This window comes from Vibrio penaeicida (genome assembly GCF_019977755.1).
In the GTDB taxonomy this organism is placed as follows: Bacteria; Pseudomonadota; Gammaproteobacteria; order Enterobacterales; family Vibrionaceae; genus Vibrio; species Vibrio penaeicida.
On sequence record NZ_AP025144.1, the window covers coordinates 2,333,959 to 2,356,386 of the forward strand.

Below are 22,428 nucleotides of genomic sequence, written 5' to 3' on the forward strand. Positions count from 1 at the left end.
TACACGACTATCTTTATCGCATAACTGGCGTAGTAGTATCAAAGCACAACACTACGCCAAATTAGAATTCAAGGAGTGAACGATGACAATGGAATTGCAGCAAACTTGGCCAAAACCCAATAACCCCAAACCAATCGTAATCATTGGAGCTGGCGGAATAGTTCATGATGCACATTTACCCGCCTACAAAAAAGCCGGTTTTCATGTTCAGGGGATCTTTGATATTGATACTTCTAGAGCGGAAAAAGTCGCCAGCGATTGGGGAATCGAGACTGTATATAAAAGCTTAGAAGATGCCACCCAGTTTACCAATGTGGTTTACGACCTCCCTCTTCCCCCTATTGCAGCCCCACAGGTGCTCGAAATGCTCCCCGATGGCGTACCCGTTTTGATTCAAAAGCCTCTAGGATTGGATCTTGAGCAAGCAAAAGTAATCCGTGACATTTGTGAGCGCAAAAACCTCATCGCAGCCGTGAACTTTCAGCTTCGATTTTCTGCCATGATGCTGGCACTAAGAGACGTCGTTCAAAGCGGTAAGCTGGGTGAGCTAACGGATATTGAAGTCCACTTAAACATTCATACTCCGTGGGAAATGTTTCCGTTTCTACTCAAAATGGAGCGAATCGAATTACTGGTTCATTCAATACATTACATCGATCTCATTCGCTCTATCGCGGGCAACCCAAAATCCGTCTATTGCCGGAGCATGGCGGATCCTCGCTCGCAAGACTTCAAACAAACTCGCACCAGCGCAATATTGGATTACGAATATCCTCTGCGCTGCCTAATGTCAATCAATCACAATCACGATTACGGTCGTAAAGCGCAAGACGCCAGTTTCCGCTTTGAAGGCACCGAAGGCTGCGTGATGATAAAAATGGGCGTCCTGCTGGATTACCCCAACGGCGAGCCTGATGAGTTTCTATTTTGTGAGCGGGGTAAAGAATGGCAGTCCGTCCCACTTGAAGGCGGGTGGTTCCCAGAAGCGTTTATCGGCACCATGAGCAACATTCAACGCTTCGCATCCGGTGAAGATGACACCCTACACACTGCTGTTGCAGACGCTTTCCAAACCATGGCGGTTGTTGAAGCCTGCTTTGAAAGCAACAAAGCAAAAGGGACGGATATCCAATACTAACTTAATTAACCCACCACTCATTAAAAAAGGCTGCCAAGTAACATGACATTGGCAGCCTTTTTTTGATGAAGGAGAGATAACTCACACAAAATACATCTCCAAGAAATATGAATTACGTTGCAATGTATAATCGCCTCGATTTTACAGAGTCAATTTTGGTCTTTAAGACTCTGTTATTCATAATAAATATTGGAGAAAAAATGAAAAAGCTACTCTTATTGTTATCTTTGGTGGTTTCTACAAATGCATTTGCCGCTTTCAATTGTGAGGTGACCGTTAATCGAGTACTCGTATACGGGAATGGAAGTGTAAATATTCTGCATTCTGGCAGAAATGACTATACCTATATATGCAATACAAAAGGCACATGGAAAGGCATAGATACTGTCACCTGTTCATTGTGGGTTGGCATGCTGCAAAATATCCAAAATAACGCCAAGAAAGCGATATTTTATTATGGCGGACAAGGCACATGCGCAACGCTTCCAACCTATGGTAATACACCAGCTCCCGTATACATTGGTTCAATTCAGTAGCGGTTAGACGGATACAGGTAGATAACACGATGCGCTACACGCCATTTGGTTTGGCGTTAGCGCTTGTTCTTTATTATAGAGGGAAAACATTGCAACAGATTAAAACCGAATTTTGGTCTGGTGAGAAATACGATGCCCGATATGCAACGAACTATCTCAAGGAACCAAATTGAATCACATAGAAATAAAAGGTCCTGAAAAAGGGTTAGGAAGACAATGTGAGGTAGTGCTTCGCACTGTACCAGAGTGGTTTGGACGTGAAGAAGCGCTACGAGAATACGTGGGTACGATTGAAACATTGGGTACCTATACCGCATGGCAGAAAGATAAGTTGGTTGGGTTCTTTTCCGTCGATTACCACAATGACTACTCCGCAGAATTACATATACTAGCCGTAGATAAGGCAAACCATCGCCAAGGTATAGGGCGAAGATTACTAGCGGCTGTAGAATCGGATCTAAAAGCGAGAGCGATTAAGCTTCTCCAAGTTAAAACGTTAGGAACGTCTGCTTGCGACAATAACTACGACAAAACGAGACATTTCTATATAGGTATGGGCTTTTACCCACTTGAAGAACTTGTGGATTTTTGGGGAAAAGGAACCCCTTGCTTACTTATGGTGAAATGCATTTAACCTAATATTTGCCTCAACCAGCAATTCCTAGCCCATTAATGAGGCGTTAAATTTTCTTGATTGGATGTTTTGATAGTTCTAAATAGCGAGGCACACAAATCCGTATTAAGAATACCTTTCAAATCATGCTGAACAATTTTTAACTAAAGATGATATGACTCGCACAGATAAGGAATCTAAGATATGCAATCCGATTTACTCTGTATACTCGCCCCCTTTTTTGAAAGCCCAAGTCCGTGTTGAAAAATGGACGTTAAAATGAAACGAGGGATCCGATGTTTTGGGGAATAGCTTTTTCGATCTATGTCATTTATTTATTAGGGATCATTCCTTTAAAGATATATCACTATTGGACTGGTAAAGAAACGAGCGCTTTAAAGGTAAAAATTGAAGAGTTTTCAGGTAGTTTATTTTTCTCTATTGGACTCATTGCAGTATATGGTCAAATCAACCAACAGTTTTTCTTTGTTCATGAGTTTTGGATCGCTTGGCTAATTATCTATACTACGTACTGTATTATCAGCCTTTTTTACTCACCAAAAATGCGGCATGTAGCGAATGTAGCAAGCAAGAAAGTACTTATCATTGGGACGGTCATAGCTCACGTAGTATCACTTCCTCTGTATTATGCTGTGTTTATTCAAGCTGGTGTCTAGCCCTCACAAATTGTCGAAATAACAAGCATGGCTTTTAATGTATAGCCCTATACTTAATGTTTTAAATATCAGAAAACTAGAGGAAAATAGGTAACCTAATCATTGAAAGTGAAGTGGCTCGCACTGGTCAAATAGCCCACAAATATGAGCTTGGTAGCATTGTATAATACCCCATAAATTTAGTTCACATTTAAAGTAGTATGCAGTAGCGGTAGTTCTCCGCTCTTGGCTACTTTATTGGGCGTTAGTTTGCTATGGAGAAAACATGAAATTTTTAGTCAAGATGATCCCAGTATTTTGTATGGCGACTTTTGGTGTTCAAGCTGGATACCAAACAGGAAAAGTAGAGTCGCTTTATGCAAGAGCATCCGATAATTTGCATCTTGTAACATTGAGCGGCGGTACAGCCAAAACGGGCTCTCCGAGCTGCGCAACAAGAGGTTACTGGCTAATTAGAGATGAAAACTCAGCCGCTGGAAAGTCGCAATTTAGTCAATTATTGGCAGCCAAGTTGGCTGGTGCAACCGTGAAAATTGAAGGCCTCAATACGTGCAGCCGTTGGGGCGATGGTGAAGACATTAACACTATAATAATTAAGTAATGGATACTTTTATCAAAACAAAGCGTAAAGCATCATTTGTTTGATAATAATCGCTGCAAAATGCCTATGCATGACATTTTCGATTTGGAAAGGACAGATGCTAATGATTTAGCAAAATTAGAGTGGGTGTTCAGGGCATTCTGAACACCCACCTTTTTAGATTTGGGCTGAAAAAATTAGAACTTTTTCGGGGCGTAACCTGTCATTACTTTCAACTGAAGTTCTTTACCCAGTTTTGTTGTCGGGTGCACAACAACCAAGCCTTTTACTGATTTCTTCAGTTTGCCCATATCCGCTTGTTCAGCTTTAGTGATTTCACGTGAGAATGGCATATCAAGCAAGCTTTTACGCTCTTTGTTCATGTCGTACTGTTGCTTGTGCTTCATTGAGTTTGCTTTCTTGTTCATTTTTTCTATTTCATCAACGAACTTTGAAATCATTTCCTGATCGCCACGCCCTTTCGCTGCGTCTAGTTTACGCTGACAGTTATCTAAACGATTGTGAAGCTTTTGAAGTTCTTGCTTTAGGCTCATGGTGATCATCTCATTGAAACAGGAAAGGGCGGCGAGTGTAGCATAAGCTCCCTTGCTGCCCTAGCTATAAATGGATGAAGTGCAATAGTGGGAAGTCGCAGGCCACAGAACATGCTTTTACAAGTTATCACGCAACCAGCTAATTTCATTGGAATCTATTAATCTGCTAACTCAAGACAAATCGCTACGCCTTGTCCGCCGCCAATGCACATGGACGCCAAGCCTCGTTTTGCGTTTGCTCTTATCATTTGATGAATCAGAGACACAACAATTCTACAGCCCGATGCTGCTAAGGGGTGACCAAGCGCAATGGCACCTCCATTGGGGTTCACTTTTTCTGGATTCAGAGACAAATCTCGCATTACCGCAATGGATTGAGCAGCAAAGGCTTCATTCAGTTCAACCACATCTAACTGGTCTACGGTCCACCCTGCCTTTGATAGCGCATGTTTTGATGCCAGTACTGGACCTAACCCCATATCTATCGGATCCAATGCCGCGGATGCGTAAGAGACGATTCGAACCATAGGTTTGAGACCAGCGGATGCCAATGCACTTCCTCGCCCGACTAAAACGGAAGCTGCGCCATCGTTGATACCTGAAGCATTTCCAGCGGTAATAGTTCCTTGTCCGACAAATGCAGGGGGCATTTCTGACAACTTCTTGAGGGATGACTGAGGGCGTGGCTGTTCATCATGGGAAACAATGGCGTCACTTTTGTTTGTCTTCACCTTAATGGAAACAATCTCTTGTTCAAAAAGGCAAGATTCCATCGCTCTTTTGGTTTTTAGTTGCGAGTTCAGAGCAAACTCATCCTGCATTTCTCTGGATATGTCATAACGACTGGCAATGGGTTCGACTGTTTCCCCCATGTGTATGTTGTAGAACTTATCCCAAAGCCCATCTGTGATCATGCTGTCTTTCATTACTTGATCGCCTAGCTTTTTGGGTGCGCGGGCATGCAACACGTGCGGGGCTTGTGTCATAGAATCTTGCCCACCTGCAAGCACCAGATCCGCGTCTCCCGCTTTGATAGCCTGCGCCGCCAGATGAATCGACTTCTGCCCTGCACCACAAACCATGTTAACCGTCATCGCGGGGATACGGCTTGGCAAACCCGCCCAAACCGCCGACTGCCGAGCGGGGTTCTGACCCGCGCCTCCTGTCAGAACCTGCCCAATAATGACTTCATCGATCAAATTGTGGTCAAAGTCATGCTCTGCCAGCATTCCTTTTATGACCTGCGAACCAATTTCCGCTGCGGATAAGCTTGCGAACGCGCCATTTAACTTTCCAATGGGTGATCGCTTTGCTGCGGCAATGTATATGTCGTTGTCCTTCATAATCAGACCTTAGACGTAACCCGCCGTCGATTTGACTTCAAGATAGTCCTCCAGCCCCCACTCTCCGTGCTCGCGACCATTTCCGGATTGCTTGTAGCCGCCAAACGGCGCATTCGCATCCCAGTCTGCACCATTAATCCAAATGGATCCGACTCTGAGTTTTCGGGCAATCTGTCTGGCTTTTTCCATATCTAAGCACTGTATGTATGCAGAAAGACCGTAAACGGTGTCGTTAGCAATCTCAATGGCTTCGCTTTCTGTTTTATAACCAATCAACGCAATGACGGGTCCAAAAATCTCTTCCTGAGCAATGGTCATCGAATTATCAACATCGGCGAATACGGTAGGTTTAACGAAGTAGCCTTTTGAAAGGCCATCTGGCCGACCTAAGCCACCAGTCACTAAGGTGGCTCCTTCTTCGATGCCAGCTTTGATTAAGGATTGAATTCGCTCGAACTGGATCTTATTAACGACCGGACCAAGCGTAACATCACCCATCGGGTCGCCCACGCTGTGAGCATCGGCAGCTTCTTTGGCGAAGCGTTTAGCGTCTTCCATTTTTTCTTCCGGAATCAGCATTCTTGCTGGTGAGCGACAAGCCTGACCGCAATTGACATAACAAGCCGTTACCCCATCTTTCACTGCCTTTTCCAAATCTGCATCTCGCATGATCAAGTTGGCTGATTTCCCGCCTAACTCCTGCGCTACCCTTTTGACAGTTGAGGCGGCGGATTTTGCTACCGCAATCCCTGCTCGGGTTGAACCCGTGACCGAAACCATGTCGACATCAGGATGACGAGACAGAGCTCCGCCAGCACTGTCACCAGCGCCGGTAATATGGTTGTACACACCTGCGGGGTATCCCGCCTGATGAACCAGCTCGGCAAATTTGATGGAGGATAACGGAGAAAACTCAGACGGCTTCGCCACCATGGTGCACCCAGCAGCCAGAGCTGGGGCGGCTTTCACGACCAGTTGATTCATTGGCCAGTTCCAAGGCGTGATCAGAACGCATACACCAATAGGTTCTTTTGAAATTAATGTGTTTCCACGAACTTCCTCGAAGGATTCTTTCTCTAATGCTGCGATAGTGGCTTCCAGATGCGCTGTGCCTACCCACGCCTGGGCCGCTTCTGAAAACGCTTTGGTGGTGCCCATTTCGAGCACCATTAAATGCGCTATTTCTTCGTATGCGTCGTTATAAAGAGACAATAAACGCTTCAGCAACGCTAAACGCTCTTCTTTGGAGGTCATTGAAAAGTCATCAAACGCTGCTTTTGCAGCCGCTACGGCTCGGTTAACGTCCGTTTCATTGGCCATAGGGATCTGACTGGTTACGGCTTCCGTCGCCGGATTAATCAGCGTATGAGTGTCGCTGGAATCGGGTGTGACCCACTGACCATTGATATAAAATTTTCCTATATTTTCCATCATGATTCCTTCCTTAAAGGGCTTGTGAACCCCAATTATCCTTTACCAGCGGCCAGCCTGACTGAATCCGGATGCTGACGTAATTTCAACATTGCCCACGTTCCCACAAAGGGACCGGGTACTAAGATTAGAAATGTCCACTGCCAACTGCCTAGCCACTGTGCAACTTGCGGCGTTATCCAGATAGCAAAAATCGTAATCGCAAAACCAATGCCCATTTGCAAAGCCAGCGATGACCCCACCAGCGACGAATCAGACAGCTCCGTTACCGCTGCTGAAAACTGAGCACTGTCGGCCACAACCGTGAAGCCCCAGACCATGGCAACAAGGGTAAATACCCAAACAGGACCATCGAAATAAAACCCCACTAAAAGTGCTGCGCTCCCAGAGCAAATCATCATTATCGACGTGGCGTAACAACGACCGATTTTGTCGGCAAGCCAACCACAGAAAACACACCCCGGAGCGCCCAGTGCCACCACAGAAAAAGTCAGAAATGCAGCATTGCTCACTTCTAAACCATTCGATTGCGCCGCAGTGATGTAAGCCAGAAGCCAGCCCCACATAGCGTAGAGTTCCCACATGTGCCCGAAATAACCAAAGTTGGCAAGCATGACAGGCCGATTCTTAACAACCTGACCAAGTTGCCTCGGGTTAAACTTTGTCTTAGCAAAAGAGTGAGGTCCTTCACTGAGCAAAAATCCGAAAATGATGGCTGCAATAAAGCTGCACACCGAGCTGCCGATGATCACCAGCCGCCAGTCGATATTGGCGGTGTCTCCTCGAAACAAAAATGGCAGAGCGGACCCTAAAGTTAATGCCCCCACCATTGCGCCCATTGCCAATCCACGCCCTTTAACAAACCACGTAGCAATAAACTTCATCGCAGGCGGGTAGATGAAAGCAAGAGACACACCCGTGATAAAACGAAGCAACATGGCGAGACCACCCGTTGGTTCGGTTAAAAGCAGTGCGTTGGATAACGCGGCGACCAAGCTCGCGGCTGCCATCAACCTGGTCAGTTTCAAAACATCCGAAATGGACATCAGGCTCGATGTCAGAGCGCCGGCGACAAACCCGACCTGGACAGCATTGGTTAACCAGGATGATTGCCCTGTGGTGAGTTCAAATACAACAATCAGCTCTGGGAGAATGGCAGTTGCCGAAAACCACGTGGTTAACGACAAAATCACGGCTGCCGCCGCTAAACTCAATGCTTTCCAATGTTCGGGGATCACGCTCATTTACAATCCTTCTAGCGCCACCGTAAACGTGGTTGCACTGCCCTCGACACACACATCCCCTTCACTGTCCGAAATGGTAGCTTTCAGTTGGCAAATGGGTTTGTCGTCTCTCACAGACTCAACCACTACAGTCGCAGTTATTGTTTCGTTCACGCCAACCGCTTTCAGAAATTTAAGGTCCGTATGCAAAAATACGGTTCCCGGACCGGGCAAATCCTGCGCAACAGCGGCATTTAACATGCCTGTTGTTACCCCCCCCTGCACGATCAATTTTCCGAAAGGCGTTTTTTTGGCAAGTTCTTCATCAAAGTGGACTGGGTTTCTGTCCCCTGTCATTTCAGTGAATGCATCAATATCTTCAAGTTTAGTCGTTCGCTTTCTCGAAGCTGTTTGCCCCACTTCCGGTTTGCCTTTCACAACCCCTTTCCAACCATCTTCATTCGTACTCATAACTCGTTTCCTTTGTTAGTTAACCTGCTCGAAGCAGGGCAAAATCCGACCCCCCAAGTTTGTAGGTGCAAACTTGAATCTGTCTCCGATTTGCATGTCCTTTTTTGTCCGAAATAGATGACTTAACAAAGTTGGTCCTTCGTCCAGTTCAATCAAACCAACATAGTAGGGTGTTATGTCTATCCATCCGGGATGCCCCGGTTTGTTTACCTGAGAGTAACTTTTTAATGTTCCGCCTCCTGTCACCCTCTGCCACTGCAAGTCTTCTCCCCAGCAGAACGGGCATTGCGAACGCGGATAAAAAATGTGCTTATGACAGGATTGGCACTGCTGTATTTCCAGTTCGTATTCAGATACAGCCCGCCAGAAAGGTTGTGTCAGCGCGGTTATCGTTGGCCCCGGAACTTGCAAGTGCTCTAACATTTTCAAGCGTTCTAAAGTTTGCAAATGCTTTAAATGATCCCTATTCATTGCTCCGCTCCTAAAACCAAAGCCACGGCCTCGCTCATGGTGGCGCCATTTCCTGTTACCAAAGCAGTACGACAAGACGGCATTTGGCGCACCTCTGCCGTCCCCCGAATTTGGTGAACCGCTTCCACCACATGCGTCATGCCACCAGCCAGATCCGGCTGCCCGTAACCCAACTGACCACCGTGTGTGTTAATCGGCTGTTTGGCTTCAACACCCATTCCGCCGTTATTCGACAACCACTGCCCAAACTCGCCGGGTGCGCATAATCCTGCGTCCTCTATGGTTGTGGCGACCATGATGGTGTAACAGTCATAAAGCGAGAGAAAATCGATATTTTTAACGGACAATCCCGACTGTTTTAATGCACGTTGAATGGCGGGTTTAAGAGGACCTGACGTGAGATTTGGTGCCTGACTGACAGCGCGATGGGTGACTTTTTCCCCCGCTCCCAGAAGATAAACCGGAGAATGATTCGCCTTTTTAAAATGACGGCTGGAAGTCACAATAACCGCCTCAGCCCCTGCCACGGGCATCACTATTTCAAATAAGTGGAGAGGTGACGCGATAATTGGCGACGCCAGTACATCATCAACACTTGCCGGCTTTCCGTGAAAAATGGCATTGGGATTAAGTTGTGCGTTTTGCCGCGAGCCTGCTGCTATTTGAGCGTAGTCTTTAGCACGGCACCCATGTTTGTGCATGTGTGCCTGCATAAGCAGCGCGTATGAGATATTGGCACCGGAAGCACCGAAAGGCACATCAAATTCCCGAATCGGGTTCCGGTTGGGTGAACGGCTGGGTTCTGGATTGCGATGATTACCAATCACACACAATACGGTTTCGCACATTCCAGTTTGAATCGCAGCCACAGCACGCCAAATCATTCCCGCTCCGGATGCACCACCAAGATCGACAACGTTCGCCATCGTCGGTTGAAGCCCCATGTACTCTGCAATAGTCGCTGGCACATGCTGGGGGGTTTCACCCACTTGCGGGCAAACCAGTAACCCATCGATATCAGAAGGAGACAAGCCTGCGTCTTTTGCGGCATAACTTGAAACCCGCATCAACATTTCCAGCGTTGTGACACCCTCGGTTTGCCGCTGAGGTTTCAGAGAAGCAACGCCTGTTATCCCAATTGCGTTATTCACCAGGCATTCTCCCGAGTCAGTTGTTTGTACTCTTCAAGGCATGCCTGATTGGCTATCGACCCGATATTTTTAACCACGCCACCCGCCACGACCGTTCTTGCTGCGCCTTCTACACGTTTTCCATTCACGGTATAAGGAACATCAGAAACGATGTGCACTCTGGCGGGCACATGTCGTGGAGAAGCACTCTGTCTGATCTGATTGCGAATTTCAGCCACCAGCATTTTTGATACGTCTTCCCCGGGCGCTGGCTTTAAGCAGAGTACGACGTCTTCGTCACCATCATGTTGATGACCGAATGCAAGGTAATCGTCCACTTCTTTATATTGTTCGCAGACAGCGTAAATTTCAGAAATGCCAATTCGGACGCCACCGGGTTTGAGTGTGTTGTCTGACCGACCATGGACGTATCCGCCACCCGAATAGGTGAATTCAACCACATCACCGTGAGTCCACACCTCGTTTCGATCGCCAAAGTACGTATCGTGGTATCGCTTATCACCATCCTCTCCCCAAAACGTAAGCGGCATCGAGGGAAAAGGTTCGGTGCAGACCAATTCGCCACGCTCTCCAATAACCGGAATATCCCGATCATCTAAAACCGCTATGGAATGCCCCAGTGCTTTGACCATGAGTTGCCCGCGGTAAACGGGATGAACCGGTGACCCAATTAAGAAGCAACCTAATATCTCCGTTCCACCAGAAATGGAGGCAAACATCATGTCTTCTTTTATGGCTTGATACACCCAGTCGAACTGGTGCGGCAGTGTCGGCGCACCGCAAACCATAAGAGATTTCAGGCTTGAAAGTGCGTAGTGTTGATTTGGAAGAAACGCTTCTGCCGCTAAAGTCGCGAGATACTTAGGGCTAACGCCTAAGTGTGTCAAACCAAGATCAGAGGCTAAATTCCAGAGTGGTGTGGAATCCAAACCGTCTGGAGTTTTCAAAATGGGTGCACCGTCATACAGAACAATAGCGGCTCCGGCAGCAAGCGCCGATAGGTTCCAGTGATACATCATCCAGGCGGTGTTGCTGTACCACATCACCCGATCATTGCGTTGAACATCGCCATGCAAAACATGCTCTTTCAAATGCTGTAGCAATACCCCACCTACCCGATGAACAATGGCTTTGGGTGCACCAGTTGTTCCAGAGGTATAGAGCACATAGATGGGGTGGTCAAAAGGAGTACGGGTATACGCCAACGGCTCTTGGCTACCATAATCGCCTTGGCGAATAGCACGATCACTGACTAATTCACCTTCACCACTTTGCACAATGGTTTGAATGCTCGGAATGCCGTCTACGACCTGATTAATGCGCTCAGAAATATCAAATGATTTGCCGCCATACTGATAACGCGGTTCTACGAATAATACTTTGGGTTCTACCTGACCAATTCGGTCAATAATTGCAGACTGACCAAAATCTGGCGAACAGGAAGTCCATACTGCTCCTATGCTCACAGAGCTCAATAAAGCAACCAAGGCATCGACGTTATTTGGTTGAACCCCTGCCACCCTATCGCCCTGCTGAACTCCAGACTGACGCAAACCATCGGCGACTTTCGCTACTCTCATCCTGAGATCTTTACGCGTAAACTGCGCCTGCTGACCAAATTCATTAGCGGTAAACACCACCACTTCGTCGTCAGGTCCTTTAAGCATGTTCTCCGCCAAGCTCAGCTGAGCATCTGGAAAGAAGCGAGCCCCCGTCATTCTTGCTGTGGGGCTGGGGACATAGAAGGTTTCTCCTTTATCGCCTACAACATCACAGAAATCCCAAACCGACGACCAAAAGCCACCGAGGTCGCTCACCGACCAGCGGTGCAGCGTATCGTAATCATTCGGGTCGAAGCCAACGTCCTTTGCAAACTGACTCAGCCTCGACTGACGAATTCGTTCTGCAGATGGTTTCCAAAGTATTTCATTGTTCATCATTAACTGTCCCTAGCTTTCCTTAGTTTTTCCGAGTCTTATCCATTCCCACGGCATCCCATACCAGCTCTGCCAAATCCTGAACAACGATTTGCTCTTCCACACCCAATGCCTGAACCGCTGCGCTGTACATCACCACGTCTTTCGGGCAGGACACCACAAACCTGTTCACCTTCCCAAGGGACAGGGCTTCGCGAATTCGATTTTCACTGGGTCGCTCTTTGAAATGGGTATCGTCCATAAAAATTCGCCCACCGCCGGCACCGCAGCAAAAGCTGTTTTCTCGATTTCTCGGCATTTCGTGGAGTTCATGCCCCAGTGCCTGAATCAATGTTCTCGGTACATCAAACCCATCGTTATACCGACCGAGATAACAAGGGTCGTGATATGTCACCTGATGTGAGGCACTTTTATCGACGGTCAATTTCCCTTGCTGAATCAGCTCCAGCAACAGCTCGGAATAATGGAGCACATCGTAATTCGCGCCCAAAGCAGGATACTCCGACTTTAATGCATTCAGGCTGTGTGGGTCGGTTGTCATAATTCGATTGAACTCGCACGCTTCTAATTGGGCGATGTTGTGCTGTGCCAACAATTCAAATAAGCCTTCGTCGCCTGCTCGTCGAACGTCGTTTCCGCTGTTTCGTTCTCCGTCGTACAGAATGCCGACATCAACACCCGCCTGTTGCAGCAGCTGTGCAACCAGTAAAGACAATTTCTGTGCTCTTGCATCGAAGCTGGCAAAGTCGCCAACAAACCAGAGAATGTCGACAGGTTCCTTACGGGCGTCCTTGAGTTTCGGCTTCAACCCCTTAGTCCAGCGGGCTCGCTGCTTCGCTGGCTTTCCAAACGAATTCCCGTGAGATTGAAAACTGGTGAGAGACGTTTGCAGCATGGGCTCTACGTCCCCGGCTTCTACCATGGTGCGACGCAACGACACGATTTTCGGCACATGTTCAATTCTTACTGGGCACGCCTGCATGCACGCCCGACATGTGGTGCAAGACCACAGGGTTTCTGTCGCAATAACTCCGCCAACAATTGGTACATTCGCTTCTGGTTGGGAGTTAGCTTTAAGCATCCCTTCGCGTAGATCCATAATCAGCGTTTTGGGGCTTAATGAAGAACCCGCCGCATGGGCGGGACATACCGCCTGACACCGACCACACTCGGTACACGACAAAGTATCGAGCAAATCTTTCCATGAAAAATCATCAAACGTCTCAACGACCGACACACCACTTGCCGCGTCTTGGCTGGAATCCGGTGAACGCAGTTGCCCTTTGGGTTCAAGGGGTCGGAAGAAAATGTTGGGCCCTGCGGTAAACATGTGGCGATGCTTTGAACCGGGTATGTAAATCAGAAAGCCCAAGATCACCAGAATATGTAGCCAATAGAAAATCCCAGTGGCGACGTTGCCTGCTTCAGGCGTCATTCCCAGTGTCCGCATACCGTTAGCCAGCATGCTTGATATGGGTCGAAAGTCGTGACTGGGGAGTTGTGAAGCCACAATGGAAGCAGAAAACTCCAGAATCATGGTGAATACAATCCCGAGCACCAGACAGTAAATGATCACCGCATCTTTTTGGTTTGAACCTTCAAACCGCGCGGGTTTTAGAATCAATCGCTGCCATGCTGCCAGACCGACACCGATGACTATGATGACAGTAAACAATTCCTGAAGCAGAGCAATCCACGTCTCGCCACCATAAGCAACCAGGCTGAAACCAGGAAACAATCCCGAGCCAAACGCCTGAACTATCGCGGTAAAAAGTACGATAAAGCTGCTGAATATCATCAAATGCAACACGCCTGAATAGCGGATTTTTAGAAGGCGTTTGTGCATTCCTACGTCCCCAAACACGCCTTTCAACCGCTCACTCATGTGGTCAAATCGTTCTATCGATCTGGCCTTTTTTAGCGGTTTGAGTCTTTGCCAAAAACGCCAAAACGTAATGGCAAACGCCAGAAGCGTGATAACCCAAAGGAGAAGTGATTGCATTGATGACATGACCATTACTCCCCAGCTTTGATTCGCTCGGTTAGCGCTGGCAGAACATTAAACATGTCGCACACCGCTCCATAATGGGCTTTATTAAAAATGGGCGCTTGTTCATCCGAATTTAATGCGATGATCAAGTCCGATTCCTGCATACCTTCAAGATGCTCCGGAGCACCAGACACACCGGCCATCAAGTAAAGTTTCGGTTTTACTTTTGTTCCCGATTTCCCAACCTGATGCGCTTTGGGCAGCCAGCCCGCATCGATAACGGGGCGCGATCCACCGACCTCGGCTTCCAAAGCTTCCGCCAGCGCTTCCACAACGGGGAGTTTTTCCTTTCCACCCAAAGCGCGACCTACACAGACAATTCGATCCGCTTTCGTCAGATCAACGCCATCACTGTCCGGTTCAAGCATTCCTACAAACTCAATACCTGAGTTTCCTAATCCGGCAACATCGAAAGAGACAATTTCTGGTGTTGGACCTGCTTCCATCTCATATTTAACCGCTCCGGGCATAACGGTCACAACAGCAGGCAGCGAGACATGGTTTCGAGCAAGCACTTTGCCGCCATAAACCTGAGAAGTTACCGACAGCGCGTCGCCATCAATCGCCATTTCAAGGGCGTAAGCGACCAAAGGAATGGACTGCGCATGCGCAACGCCACCTGCCAAATCAACACCAGCGGTGCTGTAACTCAAGAGGACGAGGTCAGGTTGAACATGCTCTACTGCCTGATTCAGGCACACCATCACCTCACCGGACAAATAGTTGCCAAACAGTTCATGCTCTACAGCCAACAGCTGCGATACAGCAGGAAGCTGTGATGCAATGCGACTGGCGGCTTCCCTATCCTGCACGCACACCAACGCAGTGACTTCAAGGTTTAGATTGGACGCCATTTGAATCAGCTCCAATGAGGAGTCCGAAACCTTCCCCGAATCATGTTCGATTAGAATTAAACTCTGCATCAGACAAATCCTTTTTCCTTCAACAGTTGATAGAGCTGATCTGAGATCTCATCAGGCTCTCCTTCCAGCATCTCTGCGCCATCTTCTAGATCTGGCAGTGCGAGCTGTGCATCTTCAGAGACATCATCAGGAAGATACAAATCCAGATCCAAATCAGGTACTTCGACTTTGAGTAATTCTCTCAGGCGGCTTCCTGAAACAAACCTCGGAGGTTGAGTAGCTGCCTGAACCCCAATAACCGCAGGGGTAGTCAGGCTAAGAAGTGCCGCACGACCACCTGAATATTCCTGTCGGACAATGACGTTGTTTTCGTCGATACGAACATCAGAAACCGCACTGACCTGAGACCACCCCAAGTGCGCCGCCAAATGTGGAGCGAGTTCGCCGTACACATCGTCCGTGGAAAGCACCCCTACCATGACAACATCTGGCTTTATTTCCTGAATGGCTTCCGCGTAGGCAGAAGCCACTCGCTGTGATGAACGACTCTCTTCTTCTTCAATATCCACGGGAATGTGGTAGACGGCATCTGCATCTCTTGCCAATGCTGTTTTGAGCATTCGGTTACTGCCTTCATCTTCCAGTGCAATGGCGGTTACATGAGCGCCATAGGACTCCTTGAGCAGGACAGCCTGTTCAAGTGCCTGATCATCGAATGGGTTTAAATCCAATCCGATCCACTCTCTATCAATGTCACGCTCATCCTCAGTCAGTTCGATTTCTTCCGAAAGGACTGGGTTGAGCCTTAAAATGACTGCAATTTTCATCATTCCTCCTTCTGAGTCTCGACTGAAGGTGTTGGTCGATAAATGGAACCGCGTCTTGCCACTCGGGCCAGCATGCCGTTGGTCATGTACTCTGGCGTTTCATAGGGGTCATAAGGTGCTGGCTCCTGTCCGGGATAGCCGATGACTTCTCTGACTTGCTCCGATAACAGATAACCACCAGAAACGACATTGGTTATGGCATCAAAGGCGCGTCGGTCTTCAACGCACAGCGCATTCATCGCTTCAGAAATGTCTTTTCCATCCACAAAATGAACGCCACGCATAAAATCCGGAACGAGGTCGGGTCGAACAGAGAACACCTTATCGAGTATCTCCTTGTGAACGCCTACATCGGACGCCGCAGGTTTTTCACCGTATTCAGGGATCAGAAAATCTGCGATTTTGGCGATGGTCTGCCGGATTTCTTCAGTCAGTTGATTTGCTCCAGACATTATGAAACCTCCACATTTCTTGCTTCACGGATAATATGCATGGTCTGACGGTGGGCTACCGCCATAATGGTTGCTGTTGGGTTAACTCCCCCAGATGTTGGGAAAGTACTGCCATCAAAGATGAATAGGTTTGGCACATCATGAGCCTGCCCCCACTGATTCACGACGGCATTTTCTCGCTCGTTCCCCATTTTTGCGGTACCCAATAGATGCCAGCCAGATTCGCGCATTTGCGGACACACCTGCGTTTCAATGGCGCCTGCCGCCACAAGAGCCTCTTCGGCTCGTGCGTTGTGAAAATCCAGCAGTTTCCTTGAGTTATCCGATGTTTTGTACACAAGTTTTGGCGCTGGAATACCGTCGGAGTCTGTCAAATCACTATCAAGGGTGACCTGATTGGACTCTTCTGGGAGATCTTCACCGATAATGGCGTACAATCCTGTTCGTCCAAATCGACGTTCGATCATGTCGTGCCAATTGTTACCCCAAGCGTCTTCCACTTTTCCGCCATCTTTAAAGACTTCAGATCCAACAAAGCCTTTAGCACTCAATGGACCGCCACCGGACATGCCACCCCATTTAGCACCACGGACAAAGCCGCGGCTCTCATCGGTTTCATAGAATTCGAACGAATCGATCAACATACCGGATGGTCCTTGCCAGCTTTGCAAGTCATCAGGGAAATGCCCCATGACCAGTCCGAATGGGTGCATCATTAGGCGTTTGCCCACCAGACCTGAATTGTTGGCTAAACCGTTAGGGAATGTTTTGGATTTTGAATTGAGCAGAATGCGCGGCGTACCAATGGTGTTGGCGCATAGGATCACGACTTTTCCTCGCTGACGACGCTCACGGCCATTCTTGTCGATGTAAATGGCACCAGTGACGCGCTGTTTGTAATCGTCGTACTCGATTTCACGCACACGTGCGCCAGAGATGAGTTTCAGCCCACCTCTTATCGCTTCTGGGAAAAGTGCAAGATCCGGCGACCATTTCGCTTTTTCGTTACAGCCGAACATGCAGGTCCCGCGTCTTGCACAAGGATTAAGCCCATTGTAAGGCACCGACGGAATCGCATTGGAACCCGGCCACCAATGCCAGCCAAGCTTGTCCAAGCCTTGCGCTAATCGATTTCCGACTTTGCCAATAGGTATGTTGGGTGTCGGATAGCCAGACTGAGGAGGATACGCAGGGTTGCCTCCTGTTCCAGACAAGCCAACATCATGTTCAACAGCAAGCAAGTGCGGCAGCAAGTCTTCGTAGCTGAATGGCCAATCATCAGCAACACCATCTAATGTTCGTACTTTGAAATCAGATGGAAGAAAAGGCACCCAGTGTCCGGCCCAAATGGTTCCGCTTCCGCCCACTGCCGATGCCATCAAAGGTTCGATATCACTTTCTGTTGTATTGATTGGGTAATCGCGTTCGCGATCACGAACATTGGGAGCGGGATGCCACTGCTTACCACCCGCCAGCTCAAATTCCGGTTTATCGCCAGGGTAGTCACCAGGGTCAACCCAGTCTCCCTGTTCCAAAGTAACAACAGACATCCCTGCTTTGACTAGGTATCTTGCTGCCACAGAACCAGACGGTCCGGAGCCGATAATGACTACATCAGCGATTTCAGATTCTTTGACTCGTTTGCTCATGTCTTACCATCCTTACAGTGTTCAGCAGAGGCAGTATTTCGGAACCGCGCTGTGCCGTTCTATGCGTTATTGATGTGTTATCTTTAATCCATTGCGTATATTTCTAACTTGTTATTTTTATTTGTATTTTTCTTTTCTTAATGTGCTTCTTCAGGTGCACTACCTTCGCTCTGTTGTCCTAAATAGATTTGATGTAGATCGTCCCTTTGCGCGAGATCCTGAGCGCTTCCTGAAAGCACTACTTTTCCGCTGTCTATCACGTAGGCGCGGTTCGCGTATTTAAGGGACTGGCGTATATTCTGTTCCGCTACAAGAAAAGACATTCCCTCCTCCTTATTGAGTGAGGCAATGATCGAGAAGATTTCCTGAACCAAAATCGGTGCTAACCCCATAGAGGGCTCATCAAGCAGCACCAAATCTGGGCGAGTAAGCAGTGCTCTGCCTATGGCTAACATTTGCTGTTCGCCTCCAGAACACATACCGGCCTGAGTAGCACGTTTCTCTTTGAGCCTTGGAAACCAGCGATACACACGCTCCAGATCCGTTTTCACTTGCTGGTTCGATAGCTTGTGTAGAAAGGTGCCGCTTTTCAGGTTTTCTTCGACCGTTAGACGCGAGAAGACATGTCTTCCTTCAAGTACGTGAACAATATTGCGATGCGCCAACCGATGAGCAGCAACACCGATATTGCTTTCACCTTTAAAATGGATACGTCCTTTGCTGACTTTTGCTCGGTCTGCGTGTACTAACCCAGATATCGCTTTTAATGTCGTGCTTTTCCCTGCTCCGTTTACACCTAAAACAGTCACAATTTCGCCGCGATTCACGGTAAGGGAGACATCCGAAACAGCGAGTACAGATTCGTCATAAATGACTTCAATCTGGTCTACCACAAGCAGCTCTTTGCTCGCTTCATTTCCATTCTGTTGACGATTCATGCATCCTCCCTAAATCCTCGGTTCAGCTTGTCTAACAGGTTCAACCTAGCCCATCGGAGCTTTGGGCAAGCCAAATGGCTCACCCACACTCCTAAACCTCATGGGTTGTTTGGGTCCCTAGGTGTGATTCCTTGCTCCTTCGCAAACGCTGCAGATTTCTCTGCAATAAGAGGAGCAATAAGAGATTGGTCTCCCTTAATCCAGTCGGTGATAAGCTTAAAGCTCGTGCCATCCCATTCCTGAATACGCGCGGCGCCACCACCTTCGTGATCACTAGGCGTAACTTTCAACTCTTGAAGCAGACCAACCATGCCAAGCTCTTTAAGACGCTGGTTGTCTATTTCCATATTTTCGAGCCCCCAGCGCATCTCCTCACCATTGATTGGGCGATTTCCGAATTTGGTCATAGCGGTTCGCATCCCTTCTACTGCCAGCGCTGCATTCACCATACCGATGTTGTAATACACGGTGCCGAACCCGCGGAGGTCTTTGAGATCCGTTTTACCAGTGTTGATGATTTCTTTACGAAGACGCTTATGGATGTCAAAATCCGTACCGCCCGGATAAGGTGCCAGAGCTTTGTAGCCAATCGCGGCAGCGCCGGCCGGAATCATGTCGGTTTCAGAGCCAGCCCAAACGTCACCAATCATCTTATTGATATCAATACCGAATCGCTTAGCCGTTTTAATACCGACTGGCGTCATTACACCCCAAGTTCGAAGTACTACCCAGTCCGGGCGAATACCGCGAACCTGACGCCATATTGCAGACTGTTCACTGCCGGGGTGTGCGACTGGGATCTGAATGTTTTCAAACCCGTATTTTTCAGCCAGTTTCACCATGATGGGTTGAGACGAACGTCCGTACCCTGAGTCGTGATAAACGGTAACGATCTTTTTGCCTTTTAGAGCCTCAAACCCACCCTCTTGCTGAGCAATGTACGACATCGCCACATAACCTTGTGAGTAGTAGGTAAACAGCAACGGAAACTCGTACGGGAAAACTAAGCCGTTCAACGATTCTGGTCGCCCACCTGCAGGGTCAATCAATGGGATTTTGTCTTTTCTGGCGCGCTCACCAAGTGCATAGGTCGCAGGCGTAGAATGGGTCATAAAGAACGGTGTTGGCGACCCGCCCTTGCCATCTTTTATCCGCTCGTATACTTCAACTGCGCGATCGGGGCTGTATTCTGTCTCAAACTCTTCGACGTTCAGCTTCACTCCATTTATGCCACCTTCCACTTCATTGATGTATGTGAAGTAGTCGATCTCCCCTGCAAACCAAGGGGCGCCACTTGAGGCATAGGGACCGACTCGATAAGTCGGGAGTGGTATAAATTGGTCTGCTGCATTCGCAACCGAAGACACAACGGGTGCAAGCAACGAAGACAACGCAATAACGGTGACGCAAAGACTCCGTGAAATGTAGTTTTTCATCATGTGCTTCCTTGTTGATGGTAGCCGAATCCGCGGCTACTCAGTCTTTATGAAAAGAAATACTTAATCTTTCCGTTCTGCTTAGATTCGGAGTGGCCAGTTCCTTATGCGTGCTGCCAAGTTACTGACCATTCGAGTAATTCCTTCTGGCTCCTTAATCAAAAACCAGATGATGAGTACACCAAATATAACTTTGTTGAGGTTGGACAAAATGCCTGGGTCGATACTGCCGCCAAGAAAGGTTTTCACGAAATAATCAATGGAGATAGGCATTAAGAAGATAAATGCAGCGCCAATGTAGCAACCTCGAATTGAGCCCATACCACCGATAATGATGATGAACAAAATCTGGAATGATCGCTCAATCTGGAAACTCAACGTACTGGCCGTTCCAAGAAAAACAAATGCCCACAAAGCGCCAGCGATACCAAGATAAAAACCACTAACTGCAAACGCTAACGTTTTGTATTTTCTGGCGTTGATGCCAATCACTCCGGCGGCGGTGTCCATATCCCGTATCGACATCCAATTTCTTCCAACGGGGCTTTTTACCAAGTTGCACGCCACCCAAGTGAGACCGAAGATAACGAGAATGGAGAAGTAATAGCGAACCGTTGAAGAGTCGTTAATATCAAGTCCAAACAATTCCATTGGTGGTAAAGAGATGGTCGGGACAGCACCAAAGTTGTAGAACCACGCAACCTGAGTAAATAGCCACTCTATAAAAAACTGAAGCGTGAGGCTTGTAACCATCACGTAGAAGCCTTTCAACCTTGAACTCGGTAAACCAAACAAAAAACCGACGATCGCAGCAACCACCCCACCCAGTAAAATGGTCAAAGGCAAAAACTGAATATTCCCGTGTACCGCAAAGGCATAGGTCGCGTAAGCACCGACGGCCATGAAGCCACCTGCACCTAGCGATACTTGCCCCGTGTAACCTGTTAGTAAGTTCAGCCCTATTCCAGCCAGAGCCAGAATCAATACTGGCAGTAATACTGCGGAGACCCAATATTCCGACATCACCATTGGAAACAGAATGGCAAGCCCCATGAATAGGACAAGTGACAGCCTATTTTGAGGTCTTTTGAACGTACTCGAAGGCAAAAATTTACTGGCAACTTGTGCGTGCGTATCCATGCTCAACATTTTCACACCCTCTCAACCTGAATTTCACCGAATAGCCCGGCAGGACGAACATACAAAAACAGCAGTGCAAGCAAGAACGCAAACCAAGAGGAAATGCCGCCACCAATGAGTGGCCCTAGATAGGTTTCGGCCAATGCTTCACCGGCACCTACAATTAAGCCGCCTACAATAGCTCCACCTATGGAGGTAAACCCGCCGATGATCAGCACAGGGAGTGCTTTAAGTACAACCAAAGACAAGGAGAATGCGACGCCCTGTCGCGCGCCCCAAACCATTCCCGCTACCAATGCCACTACGCCAGAAACAAACCAAACAATTTGCCAGATTCGGTTCAAGTTAATACCGATGGTTTGCGCGGCTCTGATGTCGTCGGCAACTGCCCGAAGAGAAATGCCCAATCTTGTTTTGTTGAACAGGCTGGCCAGTACCGCAACTAAAGTAACGGCAATGAGGGCAGCATAAAGATCGAATTCACTAATCAGTATGTCTCCAATAAAAATCGGAAGATCTTCTATACCGATATCTAGAGCTCGAACCTCAGCTCCCATAAGCCCTTGTGCCAGCCCTTCCACAACATAAGACAAACCCAGTGTTGCCATAAAGAGGGTCATAGGGCTTCGATTTGCCAAAGGTCTCAGCACCGTTCTTTCAATCACAACGGCACCTATGCCAAGAACAACCAGAGTAAGAATGATCGCGATAAAAAATGGAAAACCGGAGTCAATCAGGGTGACTAACGTTAACGCAGCAAACAGTAGAATCGAGCCTTGGGCGTAGTTGAACACACCGCTGGCTTTGAAAATCAGAACAAACCCTATCGCCACTAAGGTGTACATGGTTCCTGCTAATAAACCGCCTATCAGTGTTTCGATAAAGATATTCATAGCCAACAACTCCATGAGAAGCGCGCAAAGAAAAGCGAACTGAGAGATGAATTGA

Annotated in this window: 22 protein-coding genes; 5 read left to right on the forward strand and 17 right to left on the reverse strand. The window is 48.0% G+C overall.

The features are described 5' to 3' along the window. Positions 1-82 precede the first annotated feature (82 nt). From LDO37_RS10450 to LDO37_RS10470, 5 genes are all read left to right on the forward strand, one after another. A complete protein-coding gene (locus LDO37_RS10450) occupies positions 83-1,138 on the forward strand; it encodes a Gfo/Idh/MocA family protein (protein ID WP_224055185.1) in 1,056 nt (351 codons plus the stop codon). Positions 1,139-1,338: 200 nt separating this feature from the next. Then, positions 1,339-1,674 (forward strand): hypothetical protein, encoded by a 336-nt coding sequence (locus tag LDO37_RS10455; protein WP_224055186.1) that lies wholly within the window; start codon positions 1,339-1,341, stop codon positions 1,672-1,674. Positions 1,675-1,843: 169 nt separating this feature from the next. Then, the gene (locus LDO37_RS10460; RefSeq protein WP_126608407.1) at positions 1,844-2,308 is read left to right on the forward strand and encodes a GNAT family N-acetyltransferase; all 465 of its coding nucleotides are present in this window, start codon (positions 1,844-1,846) and stop codon (positions 2,306-2,308) included. Positions 2,309-2,583: 275 nt separating this feature from the next. After that, positions 2,584-2,964, forward strand: a complete 381-nt coding sequence (locus tag LDO37_RS10465) for a hypothetical protein (protein WP_126608406.1) — start codon at positions 2,584-2,586, stop codon at positions 2,962-2,964. Between the two features lie 265 nt (positions 2,965-3,229). Further along, complete coding sequence (locus tag LDO37_RS10470; RefSeq protein WP_224055187.1) at positions 3,230-3,565, forward strand: hypothetical protein; 336 nt, start codon at positions 3,230-3,232, stop codon at positions 3,563-3,565. 176 nt (positions 3,566-3,741) lie between these two features. Here LDO37_RS10470 and LDO37_RS10475 read toward each other — a convergent pair whose 3' ends face one another. From LDO37_RS10475 to LDO37_RS10555, 17 genes are all read right to left on the reverse strand, one after another. Next, positions 3,742-4,098, reverse strand: a complete 357-nt coding sequence (locus LDO37_RS10475; RefSeq protein ID WP_126608405.1) for a YibL family ribosome-associated protein — start codon at positions 4,096-4,098, stop codon at positions 3,742-3,744. A 158-nt stretch (positions 4,099-4,256) separates the two neighbouring features. Continuing rightward, on the reverse strand, positions 4,257-5,441 hold the full coding sequence (locus LDO37_RS10480) for an acetyl-CoA C-acetyltransferase (protein WP_126608404.1): 1,185 nt from the start codon (positions 5,439-5,441) through the stop codon (positions 4,257-4,259). 9 nt (positions 5,442-5,450) lie between these two features. Further along, the gene (locus LDO37_RS10485; protein ID WP_224055188.1) at positions 5,451-6,875 is read right to left on the reverse strand and encodes an aldehyde dehydrogenase family protein; all 1,425 of its coding nucleotides are present in this window, start codon (positions 6,873-6,875) and stop codon (positions 5,451-5,453) included. A gap of 32 nt (positions 6,876-6,907) precedes the next feature. After that, complete coding sequence (locus LDO37_RS10490) at positions 6,908-8,116, reverse strand: MFS transporter (protein WP_126608403.1); 1,209 nt, start codon at positions 8,114-8,116, stop codon at positions 6,908-6,910. Beyond that, on the reverse strand, positions 8,117-8,566 hold the full coding sequence (locus tag LDO37_RS10495; protein WP_126608402.1) for a MaoC family dehydratase: 450 nt from the start codon (positions 8,564-8,566) through the stop codon (positions 8,117-8,119). 15 nt (positions 8,567-8,581) lie between these two features. Continuing rightward, positions 8,582-9,037 carry a Zn-ribbon domain-containing OB-fold protein gene (locus LDO37_RS10500; RefSeq protein ID WP_126608401.1) on the reverse strand — a complete coding sequence of 152 codons (456 nt, stop codon included), beginning with the start codon at positions 9,035-9,037 and terminating at the stop codon, positions 8,582-8,584. Beyond that, the gene (locus tag LDO37_RS10505) at positions 9,034-10,188 is read right to left on the reverse strand and encodes a thiolase family protein (RefSeq protein ID WP_126608400.1); all 1,155 of its coding nucleotides are present in this window, start codon (positions 10,186-10,188) and stop codon (positions 9,034-9,036) included. The genes LDO37_RS10500 and LDO37_RS10505 overlap by 4 nt, the downstream gene beginning before the upstream one ends. Continuing rightward, positions 10,185-12,128: an acetoacetate--CoA ligase gene (locus tag LDO37_RS10510; protein WP_126608399.1), complete on the reverse strand. Its 1,944-nt coding sequence runs from the start codon at positions 12,126-12,128 to the stop codon at positions 10,185-10,187. The genes LDO37_RS10505 and LDO37_RS10510 overlap by 4 nt, the downstream gene beginning before the upstream one ends. Positions 12,129-12,147: 19 nt before the next feature. Continuing rightward, complete coding sequence (locus LDO37_RS10515) at positions 12,148-14,136, reverse strand: (Fe-S)-binding protein (RefSeq protein WP_185829842.1); 1,989 nt, start codon at positions 14,134-14,136, stop codon at positions 12,148-12,150. 5 nt (positions 14,137-14,141) lie between these two features. Then, the gene (locus tag LDO37_RS10520; RefSeq protein WP_126608397.1) at positions 14,142-15,098 is read right to left on the reverse strand and encodes an electron transfer flavoprotein subunit alpha/FixB family protein; all 957 of its coding nucleotides are present in this window, start codon (positions 15,096-15,098) and stop codon (positions 14,142-14,144) included. Next, complete coding sequence (locus tag LDO37_RS10525) at positions 15,098-15,865, reverse strand: electron transfer flavoprotein subunit beta/FixA family protein (protein ID WP_224056021.1); 768 nt, start codon at positions 15,863-15,865, stop codon at positions 15,098-15,100. Before LDO37_RS10525 ends, LDO37_RS10520 begins: the two co-directional genes overlap by 1 nt. Beyond that, positions 15,865-16,317 carry a hypothetical protein gene (locus tag LDO37_RS10530; RefSeq protein ID WP_126608395.1) on the reverse strand — a complete coding sequence of 151 codons (453 nt, stop codon included), beginning with the start codon at positions 16,315-16,317 and terminating at the stop codon, positions 15,865-15,867. Before LDO37_RS10530 ends, LDO37_RS10525 begins: the two co-directional genes overlap by 1 nt. Further along, on the reverse strand, positions 16,317-17,966 hold the full coding sequence (locus LDO37_RS10535) for a GMC family oxidoreductase (protein WP_126608394.1): 1,650 nt from the start codon (positions 17,964-17,966) through the stop codon (positions 16,317-16,319). The genes LDO37_RS10530 and LDO37_RS10535 overlap by 1 nt, the downstream gene beginning before the upstream one ends. A gap of 137 nt (positions 17,967-18,103) precedes the next feature. Continuing rightward, complete coding sequence (locus tag LDO37_RS10540) at positions 18,104-18,904, reverse strand: ABC transporter ATP-binding protein (protein ID WP_126608393.1); 801 nt, start codon at positions 18,902-18,904, stop codon at positions 18,104-18,106. A gap of 98 nt (positions 18,905-19,002) precedes the next feature. Further along, the gene (locus LDO37_RS10545; RefSeq protein ID WP_221768549.1) at positions 19,003-20,343 is read right to left on the reverse strand and encodes an ABC transporter substrate-binding protein; all 1,341 of its coding nucleotides are present in this window, start codon (positions 20,341-20,343) and stop codon (positions 19,003-19,005) included. 78 nt (positions 20,344-20,421) lie between these two features. Then, positions 20,422-21,489, reverse strand: a complete 1,068-nt coding sequence (locus tag LDO37_RS10550) for a branched-chain amino acid ABC transporter permease (RefSeq protein ID WP_126608392.1) — start codon at positions 21,487-21,489, stop codon at positions 20,422-20,424. Between the two features lie 2 nt (positions 21,490-21,491). Beyond that, entirely contained in the window at positions 21,492-22,373 is an 882-nt protein-coding gene (locus LDO37_RS10555; protein ID WP_126608391.1) for a branched-chain amino acid ABC transporter permease, read from the reverse strand. Between the last annotated feature and the right edge of the window lie 55 nt (positions 22,374-22,428).